This is a genomic window from Streptomyces sp. NPDC026522, assembly GCF_055567555.1.
In genome coordinates this window covers 516147-535329 of sequence record NZ_JBVHQF010000005.1, presented here as the reverse complement: position 1 = coordinate 535329, position 19183 = coordinate 516147, and the positions used below count along the sequence as shown (strand labels likewise).

Below are 19183 nucleotides of genomic sequence, written 5' to 3'. Positions count from 1 at the left end.
CCGGAGTGGACGGGGTATCAACTTCTGGCGTTGATTTTTGGCACGCTGTTGAGTTCTCAAGGAACGGACGCTTCCTTTGTACTCACCCTCGCGGGTTTTCCTCCGGGCGCTTCCTTCGTTTCCAACCCTACCAGATCATTTCCGCGCCCTGCTTCTCGGAAGTCGCAGTCGGCGGGATTTGAATTCGGTGGCCGTTGGGGGCCTGTGCCTTTCGGCGCTCCACCACGTTAGCGCTTTTCCCCCGGGGCTCATAATCGGGCCGTCGGATTCGAATTCGGGCATGCCGAAATCGTCCCCGCCAGGGGTAAGTCGTAGGTAGTGGATTTCGCCGCTCCGGGAGTCTGCGAACGCAGGACCCGTTCAAGCGGCTCGGGCTACGTTAGGCGTCCGCCGGGGCCGAGTCAAGTTCGGCGGCGGCGTGGCGCGTGGGCGCGGTAGGGGCTGACCGTGGGGTCGTGGGTGATCCAGAAGCGGTACGGATGGTCCGCGCCGGCGCCGCCCACTCCCGTGCGGGGTCCGCTGCTCACCAGGTCGGGCGGGGTGGGTGCGCCAGTGAGCAGGGACAGTGGGGAGTCGGGGCCGTCGCAGAGGTCGGTGCCGTCCAGGGAGCGGTCGATGTCGAGGGCCGTGGCCAGGCGGGCCGGGCCTTTGGCGAGTTCTCGGTCGTTTCTGGCGGAAAGCCGACGTTTGCGGGCCAGGTCGGCGCCCAGGGTGATCTCGCCGGCGCGGATGAGGACACCGCTCGCGTGGTCGCGCGGGCCGCACACCAGGTTGAGGCTGAACCACATGCCGTAGATGAAGTAGACGTACGCGTGTCCGGGCGGCCCGAACATCGACGCGTTGCGCTGGGTGCGGCCGCGGTAGGCGTGGGAGCCCGGGTCGGCCTCGCCCTCGTACGCCTCCACTTCCGTGATGCGTAGTTCGAGGGGGCCGTCGGCCGTGCGCCGGACCAGGGTGCGGCCGAGCAGGTCGGGGGCCACGGTGAGGACCGGGCGGTCGAAGAAGGACCGGGGCAGGGGCGTACGGTCGGGTCGCGCGCTCATCCGGTCGAGCGTACTGGAGGTCGCGCGCGGGCAACCGGGGCCTAGGGTTCCGCGTTTGTAGGGGTGATCACCCGAGGGTCGGGGTCATCGCCAGAGCCTTCACATCACAGAGCTTCAAAGGGGAGTCAGAGCATGGGGTTCAGGAAGCTGTTCGCGGCGCTGGGTGCCGGTGGTGCCTCGGTGGACACCGTCATCACCGAGCCGAACGTCGTCCCGGGCGGGATCGTCCAGGGCGAGGTCCGGATCCAGGGCGGTTCGGTCGAGCAGCAGATCGAGGGGCTGTCGGTCGGGCTCCAGGCGCGGGTGGAGGTGGAGGGCGGCGACCAGGAGCACAAGCAGGACATCGTCTTCGCGAAGCAGCGGCTGGGCGGTGCGTTCCAGGTCCAGCCGGGTGCGCTGCACGTGGTGCCGTTCGGGCTGGAGATCCCGTGGGAGACGCCGATCACCCACTTCGAGGGTCAGCACCTGCGGGGGATGAACATCGGGGTGAGCACGGAGCTGGAGATCGCGCGGGCGGTGGACGCCGGTGACCTGGACCCGATCAACGTGCACCCGGTTCCGGCTCAGCAGGCGATCCTGGACGCGTTCCGCCGGCTCGGGTTCTCGTTCCGCTCGGCGGACATGGAGCGCGGGCACATCCGGGGGACGCGGCAGACGCTGCCGTTCTACCAGGAGATCGAGTTCCTGCCGCCGTCGCAGTACCGGGGGCTGAACCAGGTGGAGCTGACGTTCGTCTCGGACGGACGCGAGATGGACGTCGTCCTGGAGATGGACAAGAAGCCCGGCCTCTTCTCCGAGGGCAGCGACACCTACCGCTGCTTCCAGGTCGGTCTGCAGTCGTACGAGGGGACCGACTGGGCGGCGTATCTGAACCAGTGGATCGCCTCCGTGGGTTCGCAACGCAACTGGTTCTGATGGATGTCTACGCTCGGTGAAGTACTGGTTAGGTGATCAGGAGGTTCAGCAGTGGCCGAGCAGAGCAGGGCGCCCCTTCCGCACGACTTCCATCCGGAGGTGCACGCCTTCTCCGTGGTGAGTGACGACCTGGCTCCGGGCGCGGAGCTGGGGGAGGCGCAGGTCCAGTCGGCCGGGAACCGCTCGCCGCACCTGCGGTGGGAGGGGTTCCCGGAGGGGACGAAGAGCTTCGCCGTGACGTGCTTCGACCCGGACGCCCCGACGGGCAGCGGGTTCTGGCACTGGGTGCTCTTCGACATCCCGGCCTCGGTGACCGAGTTGCCGGCCGGGGCGGGCGGCGGGAAGTTCGAGGGGCTGCCGGCCGGAGCGGTGCACGTGCGCAATGACTACGGGACGAAGGACTTCGGCGGGGCCGCCCCGCCGCCCGGGGAGCGGCACCGGTACGTGTTCACCGTGTACGCGGTGGACCAGGAGAAGCTCGGGCCCGGGCCGGACGTCTCGCCGGCGGTCGTCGGGTTCAACCTGAGGTTCCACACGCTGGGCCGTGCGCAGCTGATCGGTGAGTACGGGGCTCCGGCGAGCTGATCGTTTCCCGAGCGTTTGCCCGGTCCTGGTCTAAAGACGGCCAGGACCGGGCATTTTTATTGCGTTGTCCCGCGTGGCGCGCGCGGCCAGAGTGGTTCCGGGCCTTGCCGCCAGGGAGGTCGCGGGCCTGCACACGGGAGGTGGGCGAGATGCGGGACACGCTGGTGCTGAATGCGAGCTTCGAGCCGCTGTCGACGGTGACGTTGAACCGGGCTGTGGTGCTGGTGCTCCAGGACAAGGCCGTGGTCGAACAGTCGCATCCCGAGCTGCGGGTCCGGGCGGCGGCCATGGAACTCCCGCTGCCGCGGGTGATCAGGCTCTGCCGGTACGTCCGGGTGCCCTTCCGAAGACATGCTCCCTGGTCGCGGCGGGGGGTGCTGGCCCGCGACCAGCACCGGTGCGCGTACTGCGGGAAGCGGGCGACGACGGTGGACCACGTGCTGCCGCGGGCCCAGGGGGGCGGGGACACCTGGCTGAACACGGTGGCTTCCTGTGCGGAGGACAACCACCGCAAGGCGGCCCGTACTCCGGAGGAGGCGGGGATGCCGCTGCTCCGCAAGCCGTTCGTGCCGTCGCCGGCGGACGCGATGCTGCTCGCCATGGGTTCGGGCGGCCGCGAGGTGCTGCCGGAGTGGCTGGCGCGTACCGCCTAGCCTCCCGTCGACGTACGGGGGTGCGCTGGGCTGCGTAGATCGCCTACGCAGTTCAGCGGAGCAGCAGTTGCACGATGGCGATGATGCCGACTGCCACGATGACGGCGCGGAGCACGGTCGGGGGCAGTCGGCGGCCGACCTTCGCGCCGATCTGGCCGCCGAGGGTGGAGCCGACGGCGATGAGGGCCACGGCAGTCCAGTCGAAGTCGGCGACGAAGAGGAAGAAGACGGCCGCGATGCCGTTGACGAGGGCGGCGAGGACGTTCTTGACGGCGTTGATCCGTTGCAGGTCGTCGTGGAGCAGCAGCCCCATCAGGCCGAGGTAGAGCACGCCTTGGGCGGCGCCGAAGTAGCCGCCGTACGCGCTGGAGAGCAGCATCCCGGTCAGCAGGACGGGGCCGCCGTCGGGGTGCCCGGTATCGCCGCCCGCGGCTTCCTGGCGGGCGCGCAGCGCGGCGGCGAGGCGGGGCTGGAGGACGACGAGGACGAGGGCCAGTCCGATCAGGACGGGCACGATCGTGTCGAAGGAGTCCGACGGCAGGGTGAGGAGCAGGATCGCGCCGCCGAGTCCGCCGACGAGGGAGACGGCGCCGAGCCGCAGGATGCGGCCGCGCTGGCCCGCGAGTTCCTTGCGGTAGCCGATGGCGCCGCTGATCGAGCCGGGCACCAGTCCGAGGGTGTTGGACACGTTGGCGGTGACCGGCGGGAGTCCTGTGGCGAGCAGGACGGGGAAGGTGATGAGGGTGCCGGAGCCGACGATGGTGTTGATGGTGCCGGCTCCGACACCTGCGGCGAAGACCGCGAGTGATTCCCAGATGGACATGGACGTTGCCATCCCCTTCGCATGAGTGAGTCGCCTCCCCGCCGTGAAGGTCGGGGGGCCTCACTGATCATGCAGGAGGTGGCGGGCGGTCAGTCGATGGGGGGCTGTTCGCGCCGGTCCGCGGCGGCCTTGTCGGCCGCGCCCACGCCGTCCTTGCCGTTGCCCGCCGGGTTGAAGCCGGAACCGCCGCCCATGGGGCCGAAGTTGCCCATGGCCCCGGAGAGGCCCTTGAGGGCGTCGCCGATCTCGCTGGGCACGATCCAGAGCTTGTTGGCGTCGCCTTCGGCGATCTTCGGGAGCATCTGGAGGTACTGGTAGGCGAGCAGCTTCTGGTCGGCGTCGCCGGCGTGGATCGACTCGAAGACCGTACGGATGGCCTGGGCCTCGCCCTCGGCGCGCAGGGCGGCCGCCTTGGCGTCACCTTCCGCGCGCAGGATGGAGGACTGCTTCTCACCTTCGGCGCGCAGGATCTCGGACTGCCGGACACCTTCGGCCTGGAGGATCGCGGCGCGCTTGTCGCGGTCGGCGCGCATCTGCTTCTCCATCGAGTCCTGGATGGAGGTCGGCGGCTCGATCGCCTTGAGTTCGACGCGGTTGACGCGGATGCCCCACTTGCCGGTGGCCTCGTCGAGCACGCCGCGCAGGGCGGCGTTGATCTCCTCGCGGGAGGTGAGGGTCCGCTCCAGGTCCATGCCGCCGATGATGTTGCGCAGGGTGGTGACGGTGAGCTGCTCGATGGCCTGGATGTAGCTGGCGACTTCGTACGTCGCGGCCCGGGCGTCGGTCACCTGGTAGTAGATGACGGTGTCGATGTTGACGACCAGGTTGTCCTGGGTGATGACGGGCTGCGGCGGGAAGGGGACGACCTGTTCGCGGAGGTCGATCCGGTTGCGGATCGAGTCGATGAACGGGACGACGATGTTCAGGCCCGCGTTGAGGGTGCGGGTGTAGCGGCCGAACCGCTCGACGATGGCGGCGCTGGCCTGCGGGATCACCTGGATCGTCTTGACCAGTGCGATGAAGACCAGAACCACCAGAATGATCAGGACGATGATGATCGGTTGCATGCGGTTCCCCGTGCCCTTCCGGCTGTCTGTGCTGCCCCGTTGATCGGAGTCTCGCAGACCCTGGGCCCGCGAGTCGGGTGGTTCTCACATGACGACCGCGGTCGCTCCGTCGATCTCCACCACGTCGACGGACTCGCCCGGTTCGAAACTGGTGTCCGAATCGAGGGTGCGCGCGGACCAGATCTCGCCGGCGAGCTTGATCCGGCCGCCGCCGGCGTCGACGCGTTCGAGGACGACGGCGCTGCGGCCCTTCAACGCGTCGATGCCGCTGCGGTGTTGGGGCCGTTGGTCGCGGTGGCGGTTGGCGAGGGGGCGGACGACGGCGATGAGCGCGACCGACACGATCACGAACACCAGGACTTGGGCCACCGCTCCCCCGCCGAGCGCGGCCGTCACGGCGGCGAGGGCGGCGCCGACGGCGAACATGCCGAACTCGGGCATTGCGGTGAGGACGAGGGGGATGCCCAGTCCGACCGCGCCGACGAGCCACCACACCCATGCGTCGATGTTGGTCACATGGTCATGGTAGTTCCGGCGGCCGCGGTCGGGACAGGGCGCGTGCTGGCCGCGGACCGACCCGTTCTAGCGGAGCGGCAGGCCCTGGGCGGTCCAGCGGTCGCTGTCGTTGCGCTCCACGACGAGCGGGAGGCCGAAGCACAGCGAGAGGTTGCGGGAGGTGAGCTCCAGGTCGATGGGACCGGCGGTGACGACCTTGCCCTGGCGGATCATCAGGACGTGCGTGAAGCCGGGGGCGATCTCCTCGACGTGGTGCGTGACCATGACCATGGAGGGGGCGAGCGGGTCGCGGGCGAGGCGGCCGAGGCGCCGTACGAGGTCTTCGCGGCCGCCGAGGTCGAGCCCGGCGGCGGGCTCGTCGAGGAGCAGCAGCTCGGGGTCGGTCATCAGGGCGCGGGCGATCAGGGTGCGCTTGCGTTCGCCTTCGGAGAGGGTGCCGAACTTCCGGTCGAGGTAGTCCGTCATGCCGAGGCGGTCGAGGAACGCGCGGGCGCGCTGCTCGTCGATGTCCTCGTACTCCTCCTGCCAGGTCGCCGTCATGCCGTAGGCGGCGGTGAGGACGGTCTCCAGGACGGTCTGCCGCTTGGGGAGCTTGTCGGCCATCGCGATGCCGGCGACTCCGATGCGGGGGCGCAGGTCGAAGACGTTGACCTTGCCCAGGGTGCTGCCGAGGATGGCGGCCTCGCCGCTGGTGGGGAAGAGGTAGCTGGAGGCGACATTGAGCAGGGTGGTCTTCCCGGCGCCGTTGGGGCCGAGGATCACCCAGCGCTCCCCCTCCTTCACCGACCAGGAGACCTGGTCCACCAGCGCCCGGCCCTCGCGGACCACGGATACGTCCACCAGCTCCAGAACATCGCTCATGAGCGTGTTGTCTCCCCTTGCAGTCTCGGTTCGTCTGTGCACCGGTAGGCGCAGCCCCAGGGGAAAACCTACGCCACTGGCGGAGGGGTCCGGGCGCCAGGCCGGTCCCCCGGCCCGATCCGTAAAGTGGGGGGATGCTTTTCGAACCACGTTCAGGGCGGCTGGCCGCCTGGGGGAACGCGCTGCTGGCCGGTCTGGTCTCGCCCGACGAGGCCGTGCTGTCGATCGTGGGTGAGGACGCCGTGCACCGGGTGGCGGAGCTGCCCGGGGAGTCCGGGCCGGTGGGGCTCACGCTGGCGCTGGGCCGGATGCGGGCACTGGGGGTGACCGGGCTGCGGGTGGCGCTGCCGGCGCCGGGGCATCCGTTGGGGCTCAGCGGGCCGCCGGAGTTCAACGCCCGGGCGCTGGAGTCCGGGGAGGCGGTGGTCGCGGTGGGGGCGGCGCTGGGTCTGGTGCCGGAGGTGACGGAGGCGGGGCCGGCCGGGGACCTGCACGTGGAGGTGGTCTGGCACTGCCTGCCCGTACGGGAGGCCCCGCCGGCGGACGTGCCGTCCCTCGGCGAGGCGGAGCGGGAGCTGGCGGAGGCGCTGCGCGAGGCGACGGTGGTGCTGACCCGGCTGGACGTGGCGGGGTCGGGGCCGGTGGCGGAGGCGGCGCTGTCGGCGTACCGGGCGCGGGCGGAGGCCGGCGGGGAGGTGCTGGCGCCGGGGTATCCGGCGCGGGCGGTGCGGGTGCTGGCGCTGGCGCAGCGGGTGGACCTGATGGTGTCGCTGGCGTACGAGAACGGGCACGGGGGTGCGGTGGCCGCCTCGGAGATGGCGGCGCGGGCGGAGGCCTTGCGGCCCGTGGAGCGGGTGGCGCGGCGGGCGCTGGTCGCGGCGTACAACGCGGCGGTGGAGGAGCGGGAGCGGGGCTGACCGGCCCCTCCGGGGGTGGGGCGGAAGCCCGATGCGGCGCCGTTGCGCTGCGCGGCCCCGGCTGCCGGTCCCTCCGGGGGTGGGGCGGAAGCCCGGTGCGGCGCCGTTGCACTGCGCGGCCCCGGCTGCGCCGGGCTTTCCGGGGCTCCGCCCCGGGCCCCGAGCCTCAAACGCCGACGGGGCTGTGTTTGTGACGGGACGGCCCCGCTTCCGGGGAGAAGGGGAAGCGGGGCCGGTGGGGCGGAGGGGTCAGGCGTTGAGGCCCGTGTTGCCGAAGGCGGGGTTCAGCAGGCCGATCACGTTGACCGAGTTGCCGACCACGTTGACGGGGACGTTCACCGGGGCCTGGACCAGGTTCCCCGAGGCCACGCCCGGCGAGTTCTGGGCCTCGCCCATCGCCGCAGCACCGCCGTGCGCCGAGGAGACACCGGCGCCGGCGGCGAGGAGGCCGCCCGCGATCATGGTGACGGCAGTGGCCTTCTTGAAGTTCTTCACGTTCTTCTTTCCTCCAGTACGTCCACCGCGGCCAGCCGCCGCGGCATGTATGGAGAACGCCCGCACCGCCGCCGGGATACGCCATGTGGGCGACATACACCCGACCGTATGAATCTCACACCGCGAGTGGAACCGGCCTCAGGCGTCGACGATCCCGTGCCTGACCGCCCACAGGGCGGCCTGGGTGCGGTCGGAGAGGTCCAGTTTCATCAGGATGTTCGAGACGTGCGTCTTGACGGTCTTCTCCGACAGGACCAGCGCGCGGGCGATCTCCCGGTTCGCCCGGCCGTCCGCGATGAGGGAGAGGACCTCCCGTTCCCGCTCGGTCAGCGCGCCCGCGCGCGGTGACGACGAGGGCTGGTCCTCCTGGGCGAGCAGCGCCCCCGCGACCTCCGGCTGGAGCAGGACGTGGCCCGCGTGGACGGAACGGATGGCTCCGGCCAGCGCGTCGGGGTCGATGTCCTTGTAGACGTACCCCGCGGCCCCGGCCCGCAGGGCGGGGACCACCGTCCGCTGTTCCGTGAAGCTGGTGACGACCAGGACCCGCGCCGGGTTCGCCAGGTCGCGCAGCCGCCGCAGGGCCTCGATGCCATCGGTGCCCGGCATCTTGACGTCCATCAGGATCACGTCGGGGCGCAGTTCCTCGGCGCGGGCGATGCCCTCCTCGCCGTCCGCGGCCTCGCCGACCACCTCGATGTCCTCCTGGACCTCCAGGAAGGTGCGCAGGCCGCGCCGGACCACCTGGTGGTCGTCGACGAGCAGGACGCGGATGGGTGTGTCAGCCACCGGGGACCTCCATCTCGATCGTGGTGCCCGCTCCGGGCTCCGAGCGGACTTCGAGCCGGCCCCCGACGCCGCCGGCCCGGTCCCGCATGGAGACGAGGCCGAGGTGGCGGCCGGCGGTGCGGACCGCCTCGGGCGAGAAGCCGCGGCCGTCGTCGCGTACGGACAGCAGCGCGCCGGTGGCGTGCCGGTTCAAGGTGACGTCGACGCGGTCGGCGTCCGAGTGGCGCAGGGCGTTGTGGAGGGCCTCCTGGGCGACGCGCAGGAGGGCTTCCTCCTGGGTCGCGGGGAGGGCCCGTATGCCGTCGCAGGTGAAGGTGACGTGGGCGGTGTGGGCGCGGTCGAGGACGCGGACGTGGTCGCGCAGGGTCGCGACGAGTCCGTCCTCGTCCAGGGCGGCGGGGCGCAGCTCGGTCACGGCGGCGCGCAGCTCGTCGGCGGCCTCGGCGGCGAGGGCGGCGACCTGCTGGAGTTCGCCCTTGGCCCGGGCGGGGTCGCGGTCCACCAGGGTGGCGGCGGCCTGGGCGGTCAGGCGCAGGGAGAAGAGCTTCTGGCTGACGGCGTCGTGCAGCTCGTGGGCCAGCCGGGAGCGCTCCTCGGCGATGGTGAGCTCGCGGCTGCGTTCGTAGAGGCGGGCGTTGGTGAGGGCGATCGCGGCGTGCTGGGCGAGGAGGGAGAGCAGGTCCTCGTCCTCGTCGGTGAATCCGCGGCCGCCGGGCCGGTCGGCCCGGTGCCGCTTGTTGGTGAGGAAGAGGGCGCCGAGGGTCTCCTCGCCGTCCCGGACGGGCATGCCGAGGAAGTCGGACATGTCGGGGTGGGCGGCGGGCCAGCCGCCGAAGCGCGGGTCCTCGCGTACGTCGCTGAGCCGCTCGGGGCCCTCGTCGTGGAGCATCGCGGCGAGGATCCCGTGCTGGCGGGGCAGCGGCCCGATCGTCCGCCACTGTTCCTCACTGATGCCGTCCACGACGAACTGGGCGAAGCCCCCGTGGTCGTCGGGGACGCCCAGGGCCGCGTATTCGGCGTCCAGGAGCTCGCGTGCGGAGACGACGATCGTCCGCAGGACGTCGTGGACCTCCAGGCGGCGGCTCATGGCCAGCAGCGCGGTGCTGACCGCGGCCAGTCCGGTACGGGGTCCGTTGGCGTGCATGGGCTCACCGTACCGGCGGCCCTGACCTGCGGGATCGGTCCTGGGACGTAGGCCGCAGGGACCGGTCCGGCGGTCCCCGGGCGTGCGGAGCGCCGCATACGTCAGGAGGAGGGGGGTACGGGGGCCCTGACGGCCCGCGGGGGCGGGGCCGGGTCGGCCTCCGGGACGAGGGGCGGGACCTTCGCCTGCTACCTGGGGATGAGACCGCTCACCGATTGCATTGCAACGGCAACGCACGGTGAGACCGAAACGTGCCCGATGTGAGCCCGGGCATAGGACGCAGGTCACTTACGAAGCTGCGTAGTACGTACGTAAAGGCGCTGTCAGCACTGCTGCGCCTAGCGGCGATCCCGCGGATCCGGCCTCGTCGGACAGTCGTGATCCACTAAGCGGGATCGTACGTCACACCTTTGCCATGCCATTTTGCCGCCGCTAAGAATGTCGACGTCGCACAGCGCCGCGATCTCCGGATCCCGCGGCGCTTTCCTGCGGCCCCCGCTATTCGAAGAGGTTGCTCACGCATGTCCGAGACCAGCACCCCCGGCCACAGTCTTCGTCTGACCAAGGCCCACAAGCTTTCCTTCGCCGGCGTCGCCGCCCTCGGCGCCGCCGCCCTCGCCTTCTCCCTCGTCCCGGCCAACGCCGCCGAGCAGGGCGGGACGACGGTCGCCCTCGCCCCCGTGGCGTGGACGAAGGTCGTGGACGGCGCCCAGACGAAGACCGTGCAGGCGCACCTCGGCACGCAGCTCGCCATCGCCGACAAGAACGCCAAGGCCAAGGCCGACGCCGAGGCCGCCGCGAAGAAGGCGCGCGAGCAGAAGGCCGCCGCCAGCCGTTCTGCGGTCCGCACCCCCGTCTACGCGAACAACCTGGACGGCTGGATCAAGGAAGCCCTCTCCATCATGAAGCGCGAGGGCATCCCGGGCACCTACGCCGGCATCCACCGCAACATCATGCGTGAGTCCAGTGGCAACCCCCGGGCGATCAACAACTGGGACATCAACGCCCAGAACGGCATCCCCTCCAAGGGCCTCCTCCAGGTCATCCAGCCGACCTTCGCCGCCTACCACGTCAAGGGCACGAAGTTCGACCTGTACGACCCGGTCGCGAACATCGTCGCCGCCTGCAACTACGCGGCCGACCGCTACGGCTCGATGGACAACGTCAACAGCGCCTACTAGGCCCGCTGGCGGCTGAGCAGCCCCCCATGCGCCTCAGGGCGGCCCCCGGTGATCCGGGTGCCGCCCTGAGGCGTTCGCGCAGCGTGCTGCGGCGCGGGTCGTGCTACTTGCGCATGACCTCGGGCTCGTGGCGGCGCAGCAGGCGGGCCACCGCGAAGCCGCAGGCGACGCCGAGGGCCAGCAGGACGAAGACGTCCAGGAACCACTGGCCGGCGCTCGGGTCCCACAGGGGGTCGGTGTTGGTGGGGTTCTCCGGGTCCCACGGCGCCATCAGCTTGCCCAGGTTGAGCGTGGTGCCGGCGGCGCCGACGGCCCAGCGCGACGGCATCAGATAGGCGAACTGCTCCAGGCCGATCTTGTCGTACAGCTGGAAGAGGATGCCGGTGAAGACGACCTGGATGATCGCGAACATGACCAGCAGCGGCATGGTCTTCTCGGCGGTCTTCACCAGCGAGGAGATCACCAGGCCGAACATCATGGCGGTGAAGCCGAGCGCGGTGACCGCGATGCAGAGCTCGACGGCGGGGGGCATGATCAGGCCCTCGGCCGGCAGCTTGCGGGGGGTGAAGCCGATGGCGCAGATGATCACGCCCTGGATGGCCGTGATGACACCGAGGACGATGACCTTCGACATCAGGTACGCCGACCGGGACAGGCCCGTCGCCCGTTCCCGTTCGTAGATGACCCGTTCCTTGATCAGTTCTCGCACCGAGTTCGCCGCGCCCGAGAAGCACATGCCGACGCAGAGGATCAGCATGATCGTGCCCGCGTCACCGTTGAAGCGGCTCGGCGGGGTCGGCGGGGCCAGGCCGAACTTCGCCGGGATCACGATGGAGACCACACCCAGGACCGCGGGCAGGAGCACCATCAGGGCCAGGAAGCCCTTGTCCGAGGCGATCACCGACACGTAGCGGCGGATCAGCGTCCACAGCTGCGAGCCCCAGGCCTGCGGCTTGGGCGGGTTCATCTGCTGCTGTGAGGGCATCGCGACCGACTGCGGGGCCACCGCGTCGATGTCGGCGGCGTACAGCTGGTAGTGCTGCGAGCCCTTCCAGCGGCCGGCCCAGTCGTAGTCGCGGAAGTTCTCGAAGGCGGAGAACACGTCGGCCCAGGTGGAGTAGCCGAAGAAGTTCAGCGCCTCGGCCGGCGGGCCGAAGTACGCGACCGAACCGCCGGGGGCCATGACCAGCAGCTTGTCGCAGATGGACAGCTCGGCGACGGAGTGGGTGACGACGAGGACCGTGCGGCCGTCGTCGGCGAGGCCGCGCAGGAGCTGCATGACGTCGCGGTCCATGCCCGGGTCGAGGCCGGAGGTGGGCTCGTCGAGGAAGATCAGGGAGGGCTTGGTGAGCAGCTCCAGGGCGACGGACACGCGCTTGCGCTGACCGCCCGAGAGCGAGGTGATCTTCTTGTCCTTGTGGATGTCGAGCTTGAGCTCGCGCAGCACCTCGTCGATGCGGGCCGCGCGCTCGGACTCGGCGGTGTCGCCGGGGAAGCGGAGCTTGGCCGCGTACTTGAGGGCGGTGCTGACCTTGAGTTCCTTGTGCAGGATGTCGTCCTGCGGGACCAGGCCGATGCGCTGGCGGAGCTCCGCGAACTGCTTGTACAGGTTGCGGTTGTCGTAGAGGACGTCGCCCTGGTTGGCGGGCCGGTACCCGGTCAGCGCCTTGAGGAGGGTCGACTTCCCGGAGCCGGAGGGGCCGATGACGCCGATGAGCGACTTCTCCGGGACGCCGAAGGTGACGTCCTTGAGGATCTGCTTGCCGCCGTCGACGGTGACGGTGAGGTGGCGGGCCGAGAAGGAGACCTCGCCGGTGTCGACGAACTCCTCCAGCCGGTCCCCGACGATCCGGAACGTCGAGTGGCCGACGCCGACGATGTCGTTGGGGCCGAGCAGCGCGGTGCCGGACTTGGGCAGCGGCTGGCCGTTGACGTAGGTGCCGTTGTGGCTGCCGAGGTCGTGGATCTCGAAGCGGCCGCCGGTGGAGCGGAACTCCGCGTGGTGGCGCGAGACCTGGAGGTCGGAGACGACGAGCTCGTTCTCCAGGGCGCGGCCGATGCGCATGACGCGGCCGACGGCGATCTGGTGGAACGTCGTCGGGCTGCGGTCGCTGTAGCCGGGGGCCGCGCCCTGCTGCTGCGGGAAGTGCGGCTGCGCCTGCTGCTGCGGGAAGTGCGGCTGGGCCTGCTGCGGCACCTGCTGCTGGGGCGCCACCTGCTGCTGCCAGGCCTGCTGCTGCGGCGGCTGCTGCTGGAGCGGGGCCTCGTACGCGGGGGCCTGGCCCTGGTACGCGGGCGCCGCCGCGGCCGCCGCGACGGCGGCGCTCGGATTCAGCCTCGGGCCGTCGGTGGCGTTGCCGAGGTGGACCGGCGTACCGGGCACGAGTTCGGTCTGCTGGACCCGAGTCCCGTGCACGTAGGTGCCGTTGGTGCTGCCGTGGTCCTCCAGGGCCCAACCACGGCCGTTCCAGGTGATGGTGGCGTGCCGCCACGACACCCGGGCGTCATCGATCACCATGTCTCCCTGGGGATCGCGCCCCAGTGAGTACGACCTGGACGGATCGAGCGTCCAGGTCCTGCCATTCAATTCCAGTACGAGTTCCGGCACTCCAGCCCCACTTAAGTCCCCCGAGAATCCCCCTGGCCGTCAGGGAGTCCGACGTCAGGGAGTCTAGGGATGGCGAACATCCGGGGGAACTATTTCAGGCCCGGGCCCACATGTGGAATCGAGGCCTTGGCGGGCGTTCGCGTAGGGGCGCAGACCCGGTCGAAAGCCACCGGGAGGACCCTCGTGCGGAAGGCCGCGCCGGGACACTGCGCCACCACGCCCGGATGGCGCGCGGGGGAACGCCCGGGGAACGTTGTGACCGCTGGGTGGGACGGGGGTCCTGGTGCGGGGGCGGCCAAGATACGGTGAGAGGACCATGAGCGCTTCGCAGACCTCCGAGGTCCCCACCCTCCTCGTCAAGATCTTCGGCAAGGACCGTCCCGGGATCACCGCCGGGCTGTTCGACACCCTCGCCGCCTACTCCGTCGACGTGGTCGACATCGAGCAGGTCGTCACCCGTGGCCGCATCGTCCTGTGCGCCCTCGTCACCATGCCCGCCGGCGGCACCGAGGGCGAGCTGCGGGCCACCGTCCACAGCTGGGCCGAGTCGCTCAAGATGCAGGCCGAGATCCTGTCCGGCACCGGCGACAACCGGCCGCGCGGCAGTGGCCGCTCGCACGTGACCGTGCTGGGACACCCGCTGACCGCCGAGTCGACGGCGGCCATAGCGGCCAGGATCACCGGGACGGGCGGCAACATCGACCGCATCTTCCGCCTGGCGAAGTATCCGGTGACGGCCGTCGAATTCGCCGTGTCCGGCACGGAGACGGAGCCGCTGCGGACCGCGCTGGCGACCGCCGCAGCGCAGATCGGCGTCGACGTGGCCGTGGTCTCGGCGGGGCTGCACCGCCGGGCGCAGCGCCTGGTCGTGATGGACGTGGACTCGACACTGATCCAGGACGAGGTCATCGAGCTGTTCGCGGCGCACGCCGGCTGTGAGGCCGAGGTCGCCGAGGTCACCGAGCGGGCGATGCGCGGGGAGCTCGACTTCGAGCAGTCGCTGCACGCCCGGGTCGCACTGCTCGCGGGGCTGGACGCCTCCGTCGTGGACAAGGTGCGCTCGGAGGTGCGGCTCACCCCGGGTGCCCGGACCTTGATCCGGACGCTGAAGATGCTGGGTTACCAGGTCGGGGTGGTCTCGGGCGGGTTCACGCAGGTCACGGACGACCTGCGGGAGCGGCTGGGTCTGGACTTCGCCTCGGCGAACACGCTGGAGATCGTGGACGGGCAGCTGACCGGCCGGGTCACGGGCGAGATCGTGGACCGGGCGGGCAAGGCCCGGCTGCTGCGCCGCTTCGCGGCGGAGGCGGGTGTGCCGCTGGCCCAGACCGTGGCCATCGGCGACGGCGCCAATGACCTGGACATGCTGAACGCGGCCGGGCTGGGCGTGGCCTTCAACGCCAAGCCGGTGGTCCGCGAGGCCGCGCACACGGCGGTGAACGTACCGTTCCTGGATGCGGTGCTGTACCTGCTGGGCATCACGCGCGAGGAAGTGGAAGCCGCCGATCTGGCCTGACGGGCCGCCCTTCTCCCCACGCCTTTCCCTACCGAGCGGTCTGCTGACCACAGGTGCCCGGCCGGACGTTCCGGCCGGGCACCTGTGCGTGTCAACCGCTTCCCAGCCCTCTCCGAGCCGTCCTCGACCGGCCTTCTACTGAGCCGTTCTCAAGCCGCCTTCGCTAGAAAAGCGGTATTCGGCCGTGTCGTTCAAGGGGGAGCCGCAATGACTCGAAGCGTACTCATCACAGGAGGGTCGGGCGGTATCGGCCGGTCCTGCGTGGAGAGGTTCGCCCGCGAAGAAGACTGGACGGTCTGGTTCACCTACCGTCATGGGCGGGAGCGGGCCGATGAACTCGTACAGGAGCTGGCCCTGACCGGACGGGCCAAGGTGGAGGCCTTCCCGTTCGCCCAGGGCGACTGGGAGGAGCACGAGCGGCTGCTGGACCGGCTGCCCGGCCCCGTCGACGTCCTGGTGAACAACGCGGCCGTCGGCTCCAAGACCGTCGAACAGCACACCGACGGCCCCCGGCACACCAAGGCGTCGGCCTTCTTCCAGATCAACGCGGTGGGCCCGCTGTGGCTCGTCGACGGCCTGCTCCCGGGGATGCTGGAGCGCGGCTACGGCAAGATCGTCAACATTTCCAGCGTGGGCGGCGGGATCTTCCAGTTCCCCGGCTTCCACCCCGCCGACGGGATGAGCAAGGCCGCCCTGACCTACCTCACCCGCCACCTCGCCGCCGAGCTGGCCCACGACCCGGTCGACGTCTTCGCCCTGTGCCCGGGGGTGGTCGAGACCAACATGTTCCAGGCCAGCACCCTGGACCGGCTGACGCCCGAGGAGCGCGCCGCGCTCACCGCGCAGCTGCCCGGCTCCCGCATGATCCGCCCCGAGGAGATAGCGGAGTTCGTGTGGTGGCTGGCCGGTGACCAGTCCGCCGCCCTGCACGGCGCGGTCATCGACGCCTCCATGGGCCTCGGCGTCAACCCCGGGCTGCTGACCGCCGCCGGCCTCGACAGCGGGAGGGCCTGATGGTCTCCCGCCAGGCCGCCCGGCTCCTCGCCGACACCCCCGCCATCGCCGAGGCGCACTTCCGCGCCGAGGCCGAACCGTACGACGCCCTGCTGCGCCCGGACGGCTACCTCAACCTGGGCACCGCCGAGAACCGCCTGCTGTGGGACCTGCTCGAAGACCGGCTGGCCGCGCTGCCCCCCATGCGGGAGGCGACCGCCCGCTACGCGCCGCTGCACGGCACGGAGGTACTGCGCGAGCGGGTCGCCGCCCTGCTGTCCAAAGCCTTCGGCGCGCCCCCGGCCGCGCGGGACCTGGTGGTGATCAGCGGGGCGACCGGGGCGCTGGACGCGATCGCCTCCGTCCTGTGCGATCCGGGCGAGGCGATCGTGGTGCCCGCCCCGTACTACGGCGCCTTCGACACCGATCTCGGCGGCCGCTCCGGCGCCCGGATCCTGCCCGCGCCGCTCTCCCCCGCCGATGGTTTCCGGCTGAGCGCCGAGGCCGTCGACCGGGCGCTGTGCGAGGCCCGGGCGGCCGGCACGACGGTCCGCGCCGTGGCCCTGTCCTCCCCCTCCAATCCCGTCGGCGAGGTGCATCCGCCGCAGGTGCTGGCCGAGCTGCTGCGGGTGGTCCGCGCGCACGACGTGGACCTGATCTCCGACGAGATCTACGCGCACGCCGTCTTCGGCGACCGCGAGTTCACCAGCGCCGCCGATCCGGCGGTCAATCCGCACTGGGCCGGGCGCACCCACGTCGTCTGGGGCTTCGCCAAGGACTTCGGGCTGCCCGGGCTGAAGACCGGCGTCCTGCACACCCGCGACCCGAAGGTGCTGGCCGCCGCCCGCGCGATGGCCTACTTCGCGCCCGTCTCCACCGCGACCCAGGAGACGCTGGCCGCCCTGCTGGCCGACGGGGAGTGGACGGCCGGCTTCCTGAAAGCGGGCCGGGAGCGGCTCGCCGCCTCGTACGGGCACCTCGTCGCCCGGCTGGAGGCCCACGGCATCCCGTACGCGGCCGCCGAGGCCGGGTTCTCCGTCTGGCTGGACCTGCGCCGGTGGCTGCCCGGCCCCGGCTTCGACGCCGAGGAACGGCTGTGGCGGGAGCTGTTCGACTCCGCGAGGGTCAGCATCCTGCCGGGCGGGGCGTTCCGGTCGCCGGAGCCGGGCTGGTTCCGGCTGTGCCACACCGTCGAGGCGCCGCTGGTCGCCGAGGCGGTCCGGCGGATCGCCGACCACCTCGCCGCCGCGCCCGCCGCCGCGCCCGCCGCCGCCCCGCAGACCGCCGCGAGCGGAGGCCGCTCATGAGCGCCGCACCGGGACCCCTGGACCGCTGGTACGAGAGCGCGGGCGTACGCGGCGGGGTCCGGCGGATCTTCCACGCCGAGGCCGAGCAGGGGCGGGTCTTCTTCCCCGACGCGCTGGTGCCCCACCTGTCCCATCCGGAGGTGAAGGCGCTGGCCCCGGAGCGGATCCGGGAGGTCTCCGTACGGCACCTCTACCAGTTCCTGCACTCCACGACCCACCTGGAGACCCGGGTGGTCAACGGGGCGGCCGAGCCCGTGGCAAACGGCATCTCAGGACTGCACTTCCCCACCGCACTGCGGATGGACGCCTTCAAGGTGTACTGCGACGAGGGCTACCACGCCCTGTACAGCCTCGACCTGGCCGACCAGATCGCCGCCGTCACCGGCATCCCGGTCCCGGAGGTCGACTACGGCGGCTTCGTCACCGCCCTCCAGGACAGCGGGCGGCGGCTGCTGCCCGACGACCCGGTCCTGGCGGGCCAGTTGCAGGCGGTGGTGTTCGAGACGCTGATCACGGCGGTGCTCAACGAGGTGCCGCAGGACCCGACCGTGGTGAGCACCGTCCGCGAACTGATGCGCGACCACGCCAAGGACGAGGGCCGCCACCACCGCTTCTTCTCGGCGTTCTTCCTCGAACTGTGGGCGCGGCTCGACCCGGGCCGGCGGATCGCGGCGGCGCGGGCCCTGCCGGCCATGATCCGCGCGGCGCTCGACTGGGACCTGGAGCCGGTCCGGGTGTCGCTGCGGCTGGCGGGCCTCGACGGCGACCGCGTCGAGGCCGTCCTGGAGGACGGCTACGGCGGCGGCGCGGGCGCGGACCGCATCCAGACCATCTCCCGCTCGACGCTGCGGCTGTGCGCCCAGGTCGACGCCTTCGACCTGCCGGGCGTCACCGAGGCGTTCGCGGCGTACGGACTGCGCGCGCCGGAGGACTCCGATGTCTGATCCGATCTCCGGGGGGACGCCGGTGGCCGGGCCCGTGACCTACGCCGGCTACCTGCGGCTGCCCGAACTGCTCTCGCTCCAGGTTCCGCTGGCCGACGGGGTGCACGACGAGCGGCTGTTCATCACCGTCCACCAGGTGCAGGAGCTGTGGTTCGGCCAGCTGCTCGCCGAACTGGCCGACGCCCGCGAGCGGATGCTCGACGGGGACGCCCGCACGGCCCGGGTCCGGCTCGTGCGGTGCGTGGCGATCACCCGGGTGCTCATCGCGGGGATCCGTCCGCTGCGCGGCATGCCGCCCCGGGAGTTCCACGCCTTCCGGGGCGTGCTGGGCAGCAGCAGCGGCGCCCAGTCCGCGCAGTACGTCGAGATCGCCGCGCTGTGCGGCGCCGACTGGGTGCACGGCGCGTACGGGGCCCGGGCCGTCGCGGGGCTGAGCGGGCCGGAGCAGGAGCGGCTGCGCGAGCGGCTGGCCCAGGCCACGGTGTGGGACGCGTTCGTGGCGCTCCTGGGCAAGGCGGGCTTCGCGGTGGCGGACGAGGAGGGCCGGCGGGCGGCGTACGAACGGCTGGCGGCGCCCGCGGCGGACGGGGATCCCGCGCAGTTCGCGGAGCTGGCCGAGCTGGCCGAGGCGCTGGTGGACCTGGACGAGGCCTGGACCGAGTGGCGGGCCTGCCACGCGCTGCTGGTCGAGCGCCAGATCGGCGCGGGCCCGGGATCGGGCGGCAGCACCGGCGTCGCCCACCTGCGGGCGGCGGTGCACCGGCGGTTCTACCCGGAGCTGTGGCAGGCGCGGGACGCGGCGCTGCCGGGAGCGGGGTCCGGGCGCTGA

19 protein-coding genes are annotated in these 19183 nt (G+C 71.4%); 10 read left to right on the top strand and 9 right to left on the bottom strand.

Annotation, left to right across the window (positions count from 1 at the left end; genetic code table 11):
* Nucleotides 1-401 precede the first annotated feature (401 nt).
* The gene (locus ACZ4M3_RS16520; RefSeq protein ID WP_467733081.1) at nt 402-1043 is read right to left on the bottom strand and encodes a DNA-3-methyladenine glycosylase; all 642 of its coding nucleotides are present in this window, start codon (nt 1041-1043) and stop codon (nt 402-404) included.
* Between the two features lie 132 nt (nt 1044-1175).
* Between ACZ4M3_RS16520 and ACZ4M3_RS16515 the strand changes: the two genes are divergently transcribed.
* From ACZ4M3_RS16515 to ACZ4M3_RS16505, 3 genes are all read left to right on the top strand, one after another.
* Nucleotides 1176-1958, top strand: coding sequence for a sporulation protein (locus ACZ4M3_RS16515; protein WP_190181891.1), 783 nt, complete (start codon nt 1176-1178; stop codon nt 1956-1958).
* 51 nt (nt 1959-2009) lie between these two features.
* Nucleotides 2010-2543 (top strand): YbhB/YbcL family Raf kinase inhibitor-like protein, encoded by a 534-nt coding sequence (locus tag ACZ4M3_RS16510; RefSeq protein ID WP_453354889.1) that lies wholly within the window; start codon nt 2010-2012, stop codon nt 2541-2543.
* Between the two features lie 149 nt (nt 2544-2692).
* The gene (locus ACZ4M3_RS16505) at nt 2693-3196 is read left to right on the top strand and encodes an HNH endonuclease (RefSeq protein ID WP_467733079.1); all 504 of its coding nucleotides are present in this window, start codon (nt 2693-2695) and stop codon (nt 3194-3196) included.
* Nucleotides 3197-3248: 52 nt separating this feature from the next.
* On the opposite strand, the gene ACZ4M3_RS16500 is transcribed toward ACZ4M3_RS16505, so the two are convergent.
* The 4 genes from ACZ4M3_RS16500 to ACZ4M3_RS16485 all read right to left on the bottom strand — a co-directional run bounded on the left by ACZ4M3_RS16500 (nt 3249) and on the right by ACZ4M3_RS16485 (nt 6463).
* Complete coding sequence (locus ACZ4M3_RS16500) at nt 3249-4019, bottom strand: sulfite exporter TauE/SafE family protein (protein WP_467733077.1); 771 nt, start codon at nt 4017-4019, stop codon at nt 3249-3251.
* Nucleotides 4020-4108: 89 nt separating this feature from the next.
* On the bottom strand, nt 4109-5086 hold the full coding sequence (locus ACZ4M3_RS16495) for an SPFH domain-containing protein (protein WP_467733075.1): 978 nt from the start codon (nt 5084-5086) through the stop codon (nt 4109-4111).
* 84 nt (nt 5087-5170) lie between these two features.
* Complete coding sequence (locus tag ACZ4M3_RS16490) at nt 5171-5602, bottom strand: NfeD family protein (RefSeq protein ID WP_467733073.1); 432 nt, start codon at nt 5600-5602, stop codon at nt 5171-5173.
* Nucleotides 5603-5668: 66 nt separating this feature from the next.
* Complete coding sequence (locus ACZ4M3_RS16485; protein WP_467733071.1) at nt 5669-6463, bottom strand: ABC transporter ATP-binding protein; 795 nt, start codon at nt 6461-6463, stop codon at nt 5669-5671.
* Nucleotides 6464-6597: 134 nt separating this feature from the next.
* On the opposite strand from ACZ4M3_RS16485, the gene ACZ4M3_RS16480 reads away from it, so the two are divergent.
* A complete protein-coding gene (locus ACZ4M3_RS16480; RefSeq protein ID WP_467733069.1) occupies nt 6598-7380 on the top strand; it encodes a hypothetical protein in 783 nt (260 codons plus the stop codon).
* Nucleotides 7381-7629: 249 nt separating this feature from the next.
* On the opposite strand, the gene ACZ4M3_RS16475 is transcribed toward ACZ4M3_RS16480, so the two are convergent.
* From ACZ4M3_RS16475 to ACZ4M3_RS16465, 3 genes are all read right to left on the bottom strand, one after another.
* Nucleotides 7630-7875 (bottom strand): chaplin, encoded by a 246-nt coding sequence (locus ACZ4M3_RS16475; RefSeq protein ID WP_467733067.1) that lies wholly within the window; start codon nt 7873-7875, stop codon nt 7630-7632.
* Nucleotides 7876-8013: 138 nt separating this feature from the next.
* Entirely contained in the window at nt 8014-8661 is a 648-nt protein-coding gene (locus ACZ4M3_RS16470) for a response regulator (protein ID WP_467733065.1), read from the bottom strand.
* Nucleotides 8654-9805, bottom strand: coding sequence for a GAF domain-containing sensor histidine kinase (locus tag ACZ4M3_RS16465; RefSeq protein ID WP_467733063.1), 1152 nt, complete (start codon nt 9803-9805; stop codon nt 8654-8656). Before ACZ4M3_RS16465 ends, ACZ4M3_RS16470 begins: the two co-directional genes overlap by 8 nt.
* A gap of 521 nt (nt 9806-10326) precedes the next feature.
* Here ACZ4M3_RS16465 and ACZ4M3_RS16460 point away from each other — a divergent pair.
* The gene (locus ACZ4M3_RS16460) at nt 10327-10986 is read left to right on the top strand and encodes a transglycosylase SLT domain-containing protein (protein ID WP_467733061.1); all 660 of its coding nucleotides are present in this window, start codon (nt 10327-10329) and stop codon (nt 10984-10986) included.
* Between the two features lie 103 nt (nt 10987-11089).
* Here ACZ4M3_RS16460 and ACZ4M3_RS16455 read toward each other — a convergent pair whose 3' ends face one another.
* Complete coding sequence (locus ACZ4M3_RS16455) at nt 11090-13594, bottom strand: ABC transporter ATP-binding protein/permease (protein WP_467733059.1); 2505 nt, start codon at nt 13592-13594, stop codon at nt 11090-11092.
* A gap of 316 nt (nt 13595-13910) precedes the next feature.
* On the opposite strand from ACZ4M3_RS16455, the gene serB reads away from it, so the two are divergent.
* From serB to ACZ4M3_RS16430, 5 genes are all read left to right on the top strand, one after another.
* Nucleotides 13911-15110: a phosphoserine phosphatase SerB gene (gene serB, locus ACZ4M3_RS16450; protein WP_467733057.1), complete on the top strand. Its 1200-nt coding sequence runs from the start codon at nt 13911-13913 to the stop codon at nt 15108-15110.
* 207 nt (nt 15111-15317) lie between these two features.
* On the top strand, nt 15318-16124 hold the full coding sequence (locus tag ACZ4M3_RS16445; RefSeq protein ID WP_467733055.1) for an SDR family NAD(P)-dependent oxidoreductase: 807 nt from the start codon (nt 15318-15320) through the stop codon (nt 16122-16124).
* Complete coding sequence (locus tag ACZ4M3_RS16440; protein WP_467733053.1) at nt 16124-17410, top strand: aminotransferase class I/II-fold pyridoxal phosphate-dependent enzyme; 1287 nt, start codon at nt 16124-16126, stop codon at nt 17408-17410. Before ACZ4M3_RS16445 ends, ACZ4M3_RS16440 begins: the two co-directional genes overlap by 1 nt.
* Nucleotides 17407-18354 (top strand): diiron oxygenase, encoded by a 948-nt coding sequence (locus tag ACZ4M3_RS16435; RefSeq protein WP_467733051.1) that lies wholly within the window; start codon nt 17407-17409, stop codon nt 18352-18354. Before ACZ4M3_RS16440 ends, ACZ4M3_RS16435 begins: the two co-directional genes overlap by 4 nt.
* Nucleotides 18347-19183: a tryptophan 2,3-dioxygenase family protein gene (locus ACZ4M3_RS16430; protein ID WP_467733049.1), complete on the top strand. Its 837-nt coding sequence runs from the start codon at nt 18347-18349 to the stop codon at nt 19181-19183. Before ACZ4M3_RS16435 ends, ACZ4M3_RS16430 begins: the two co-directional genes overlap by 8 nt.

Bases quoted from the DNA above. Each gene is read 5' to 3' on its own strand.
- ACZ4M3_RS16520 (WP_467733081.1), bottom strand. From the start codon at position 1,043: ATGAGCGCGCGACCCGACCGTACGCCCCTGCCCCGGTCCTTCTTCGAC.
- ACZ4M3_RS16515 (WP_190181891.1), top strand. From the start codon at position 1,176: ATGGGGTTCAGGAAGCTGTTCGCGGCGCTGGGTGCCGGTGGTGCCTCG.
- ACZ4M3_RS16505 (WP_467733079.1), top strand. From the start codon at position 2,693: ATGCGGGACACGCTGGTGCTGAATGCGAGCTTCGAGCCGCTGTCGACG.
- ACZ4M3_RS16500 (WP_467733077.1), bottom strand. From the start codon at position 4,019: ATGTCCATCTGGGAATCACTCGCGGTCTTCGCCGCAGGTGTCGGAGCC.
- ACZ4M3_RS16495 (WP_467733075.1), bottom strand. From the start codon at position 5,086: ATGCAACCGATCATCATCGTCCTGATCATTCTGGTGGTTCTGGTCTTC.
- ACZ4M3_RS16485 (WP_467733071.1), bottom strand. From the start codon at position 6,463: ATGAGCGATGTTCTGGAGCTGGTGGACGTATCCGTGGTCCGCGAGGGC.
- ACZ4M3_RS16480 (WP_467733069.1), top strand. From the start codon at position 6,598: ATGCTTTTCGAACCACGTTCAGGGCGGCTGGCCGCCTGGGGGAACGCG.
- ACZ4M3_RS16465 (WP_467733063.1), bottom strand. From the start codon at position 9,805: ATGCACGCCAACGGACCCCGTACCGGACTGGCCGCGGTCAGCACCGCG.
- ACZ4M3_RS16460 (WP_467733061.1), top strand. From the start codon at position 10,327: ATGTCCGAGACCAGCACCCCCGGCCACAGTCTTCGTCTGACCAAGGCC.
- serB (WP_467733057.1), top strand. From the start codon at position 13,911: ATGAGCGCTTCGCAGACCTCCGAGGTCCCCACCCTCCTCGTCAAGATC.
- ACZ4M3_RS16445 (WP_467733055.1), top strand. From the start codon at position 15,318: ATGACTCGAAGCGTACTCATCACAGGAGGGTCGGGCGGTATCGGCCGG.
- ACZ4M3_RS16440 (WP_467733053.1), top strand. From the start codon at position 16,124: ATGGTCTCCCGCCAGGCCGCCCGGCTCCTCGCCGACACCCCCGCCATC.
- ACZ4M3_RS16435 (WP_467733051.1), top strand. From the start codon at position 17,407: ATGAGCGCCGCACCGGGACCCCTGGACCGCTGGTACGAGAGCGCGGGC.
- ACZ4M3_RS16430 (WP_467733049.1), top strand. From the start codon at position 18,347: ATGTCTGATCCGATCTCCGGGGGGACGCCGGTGGCCGGGCCCGTGACC.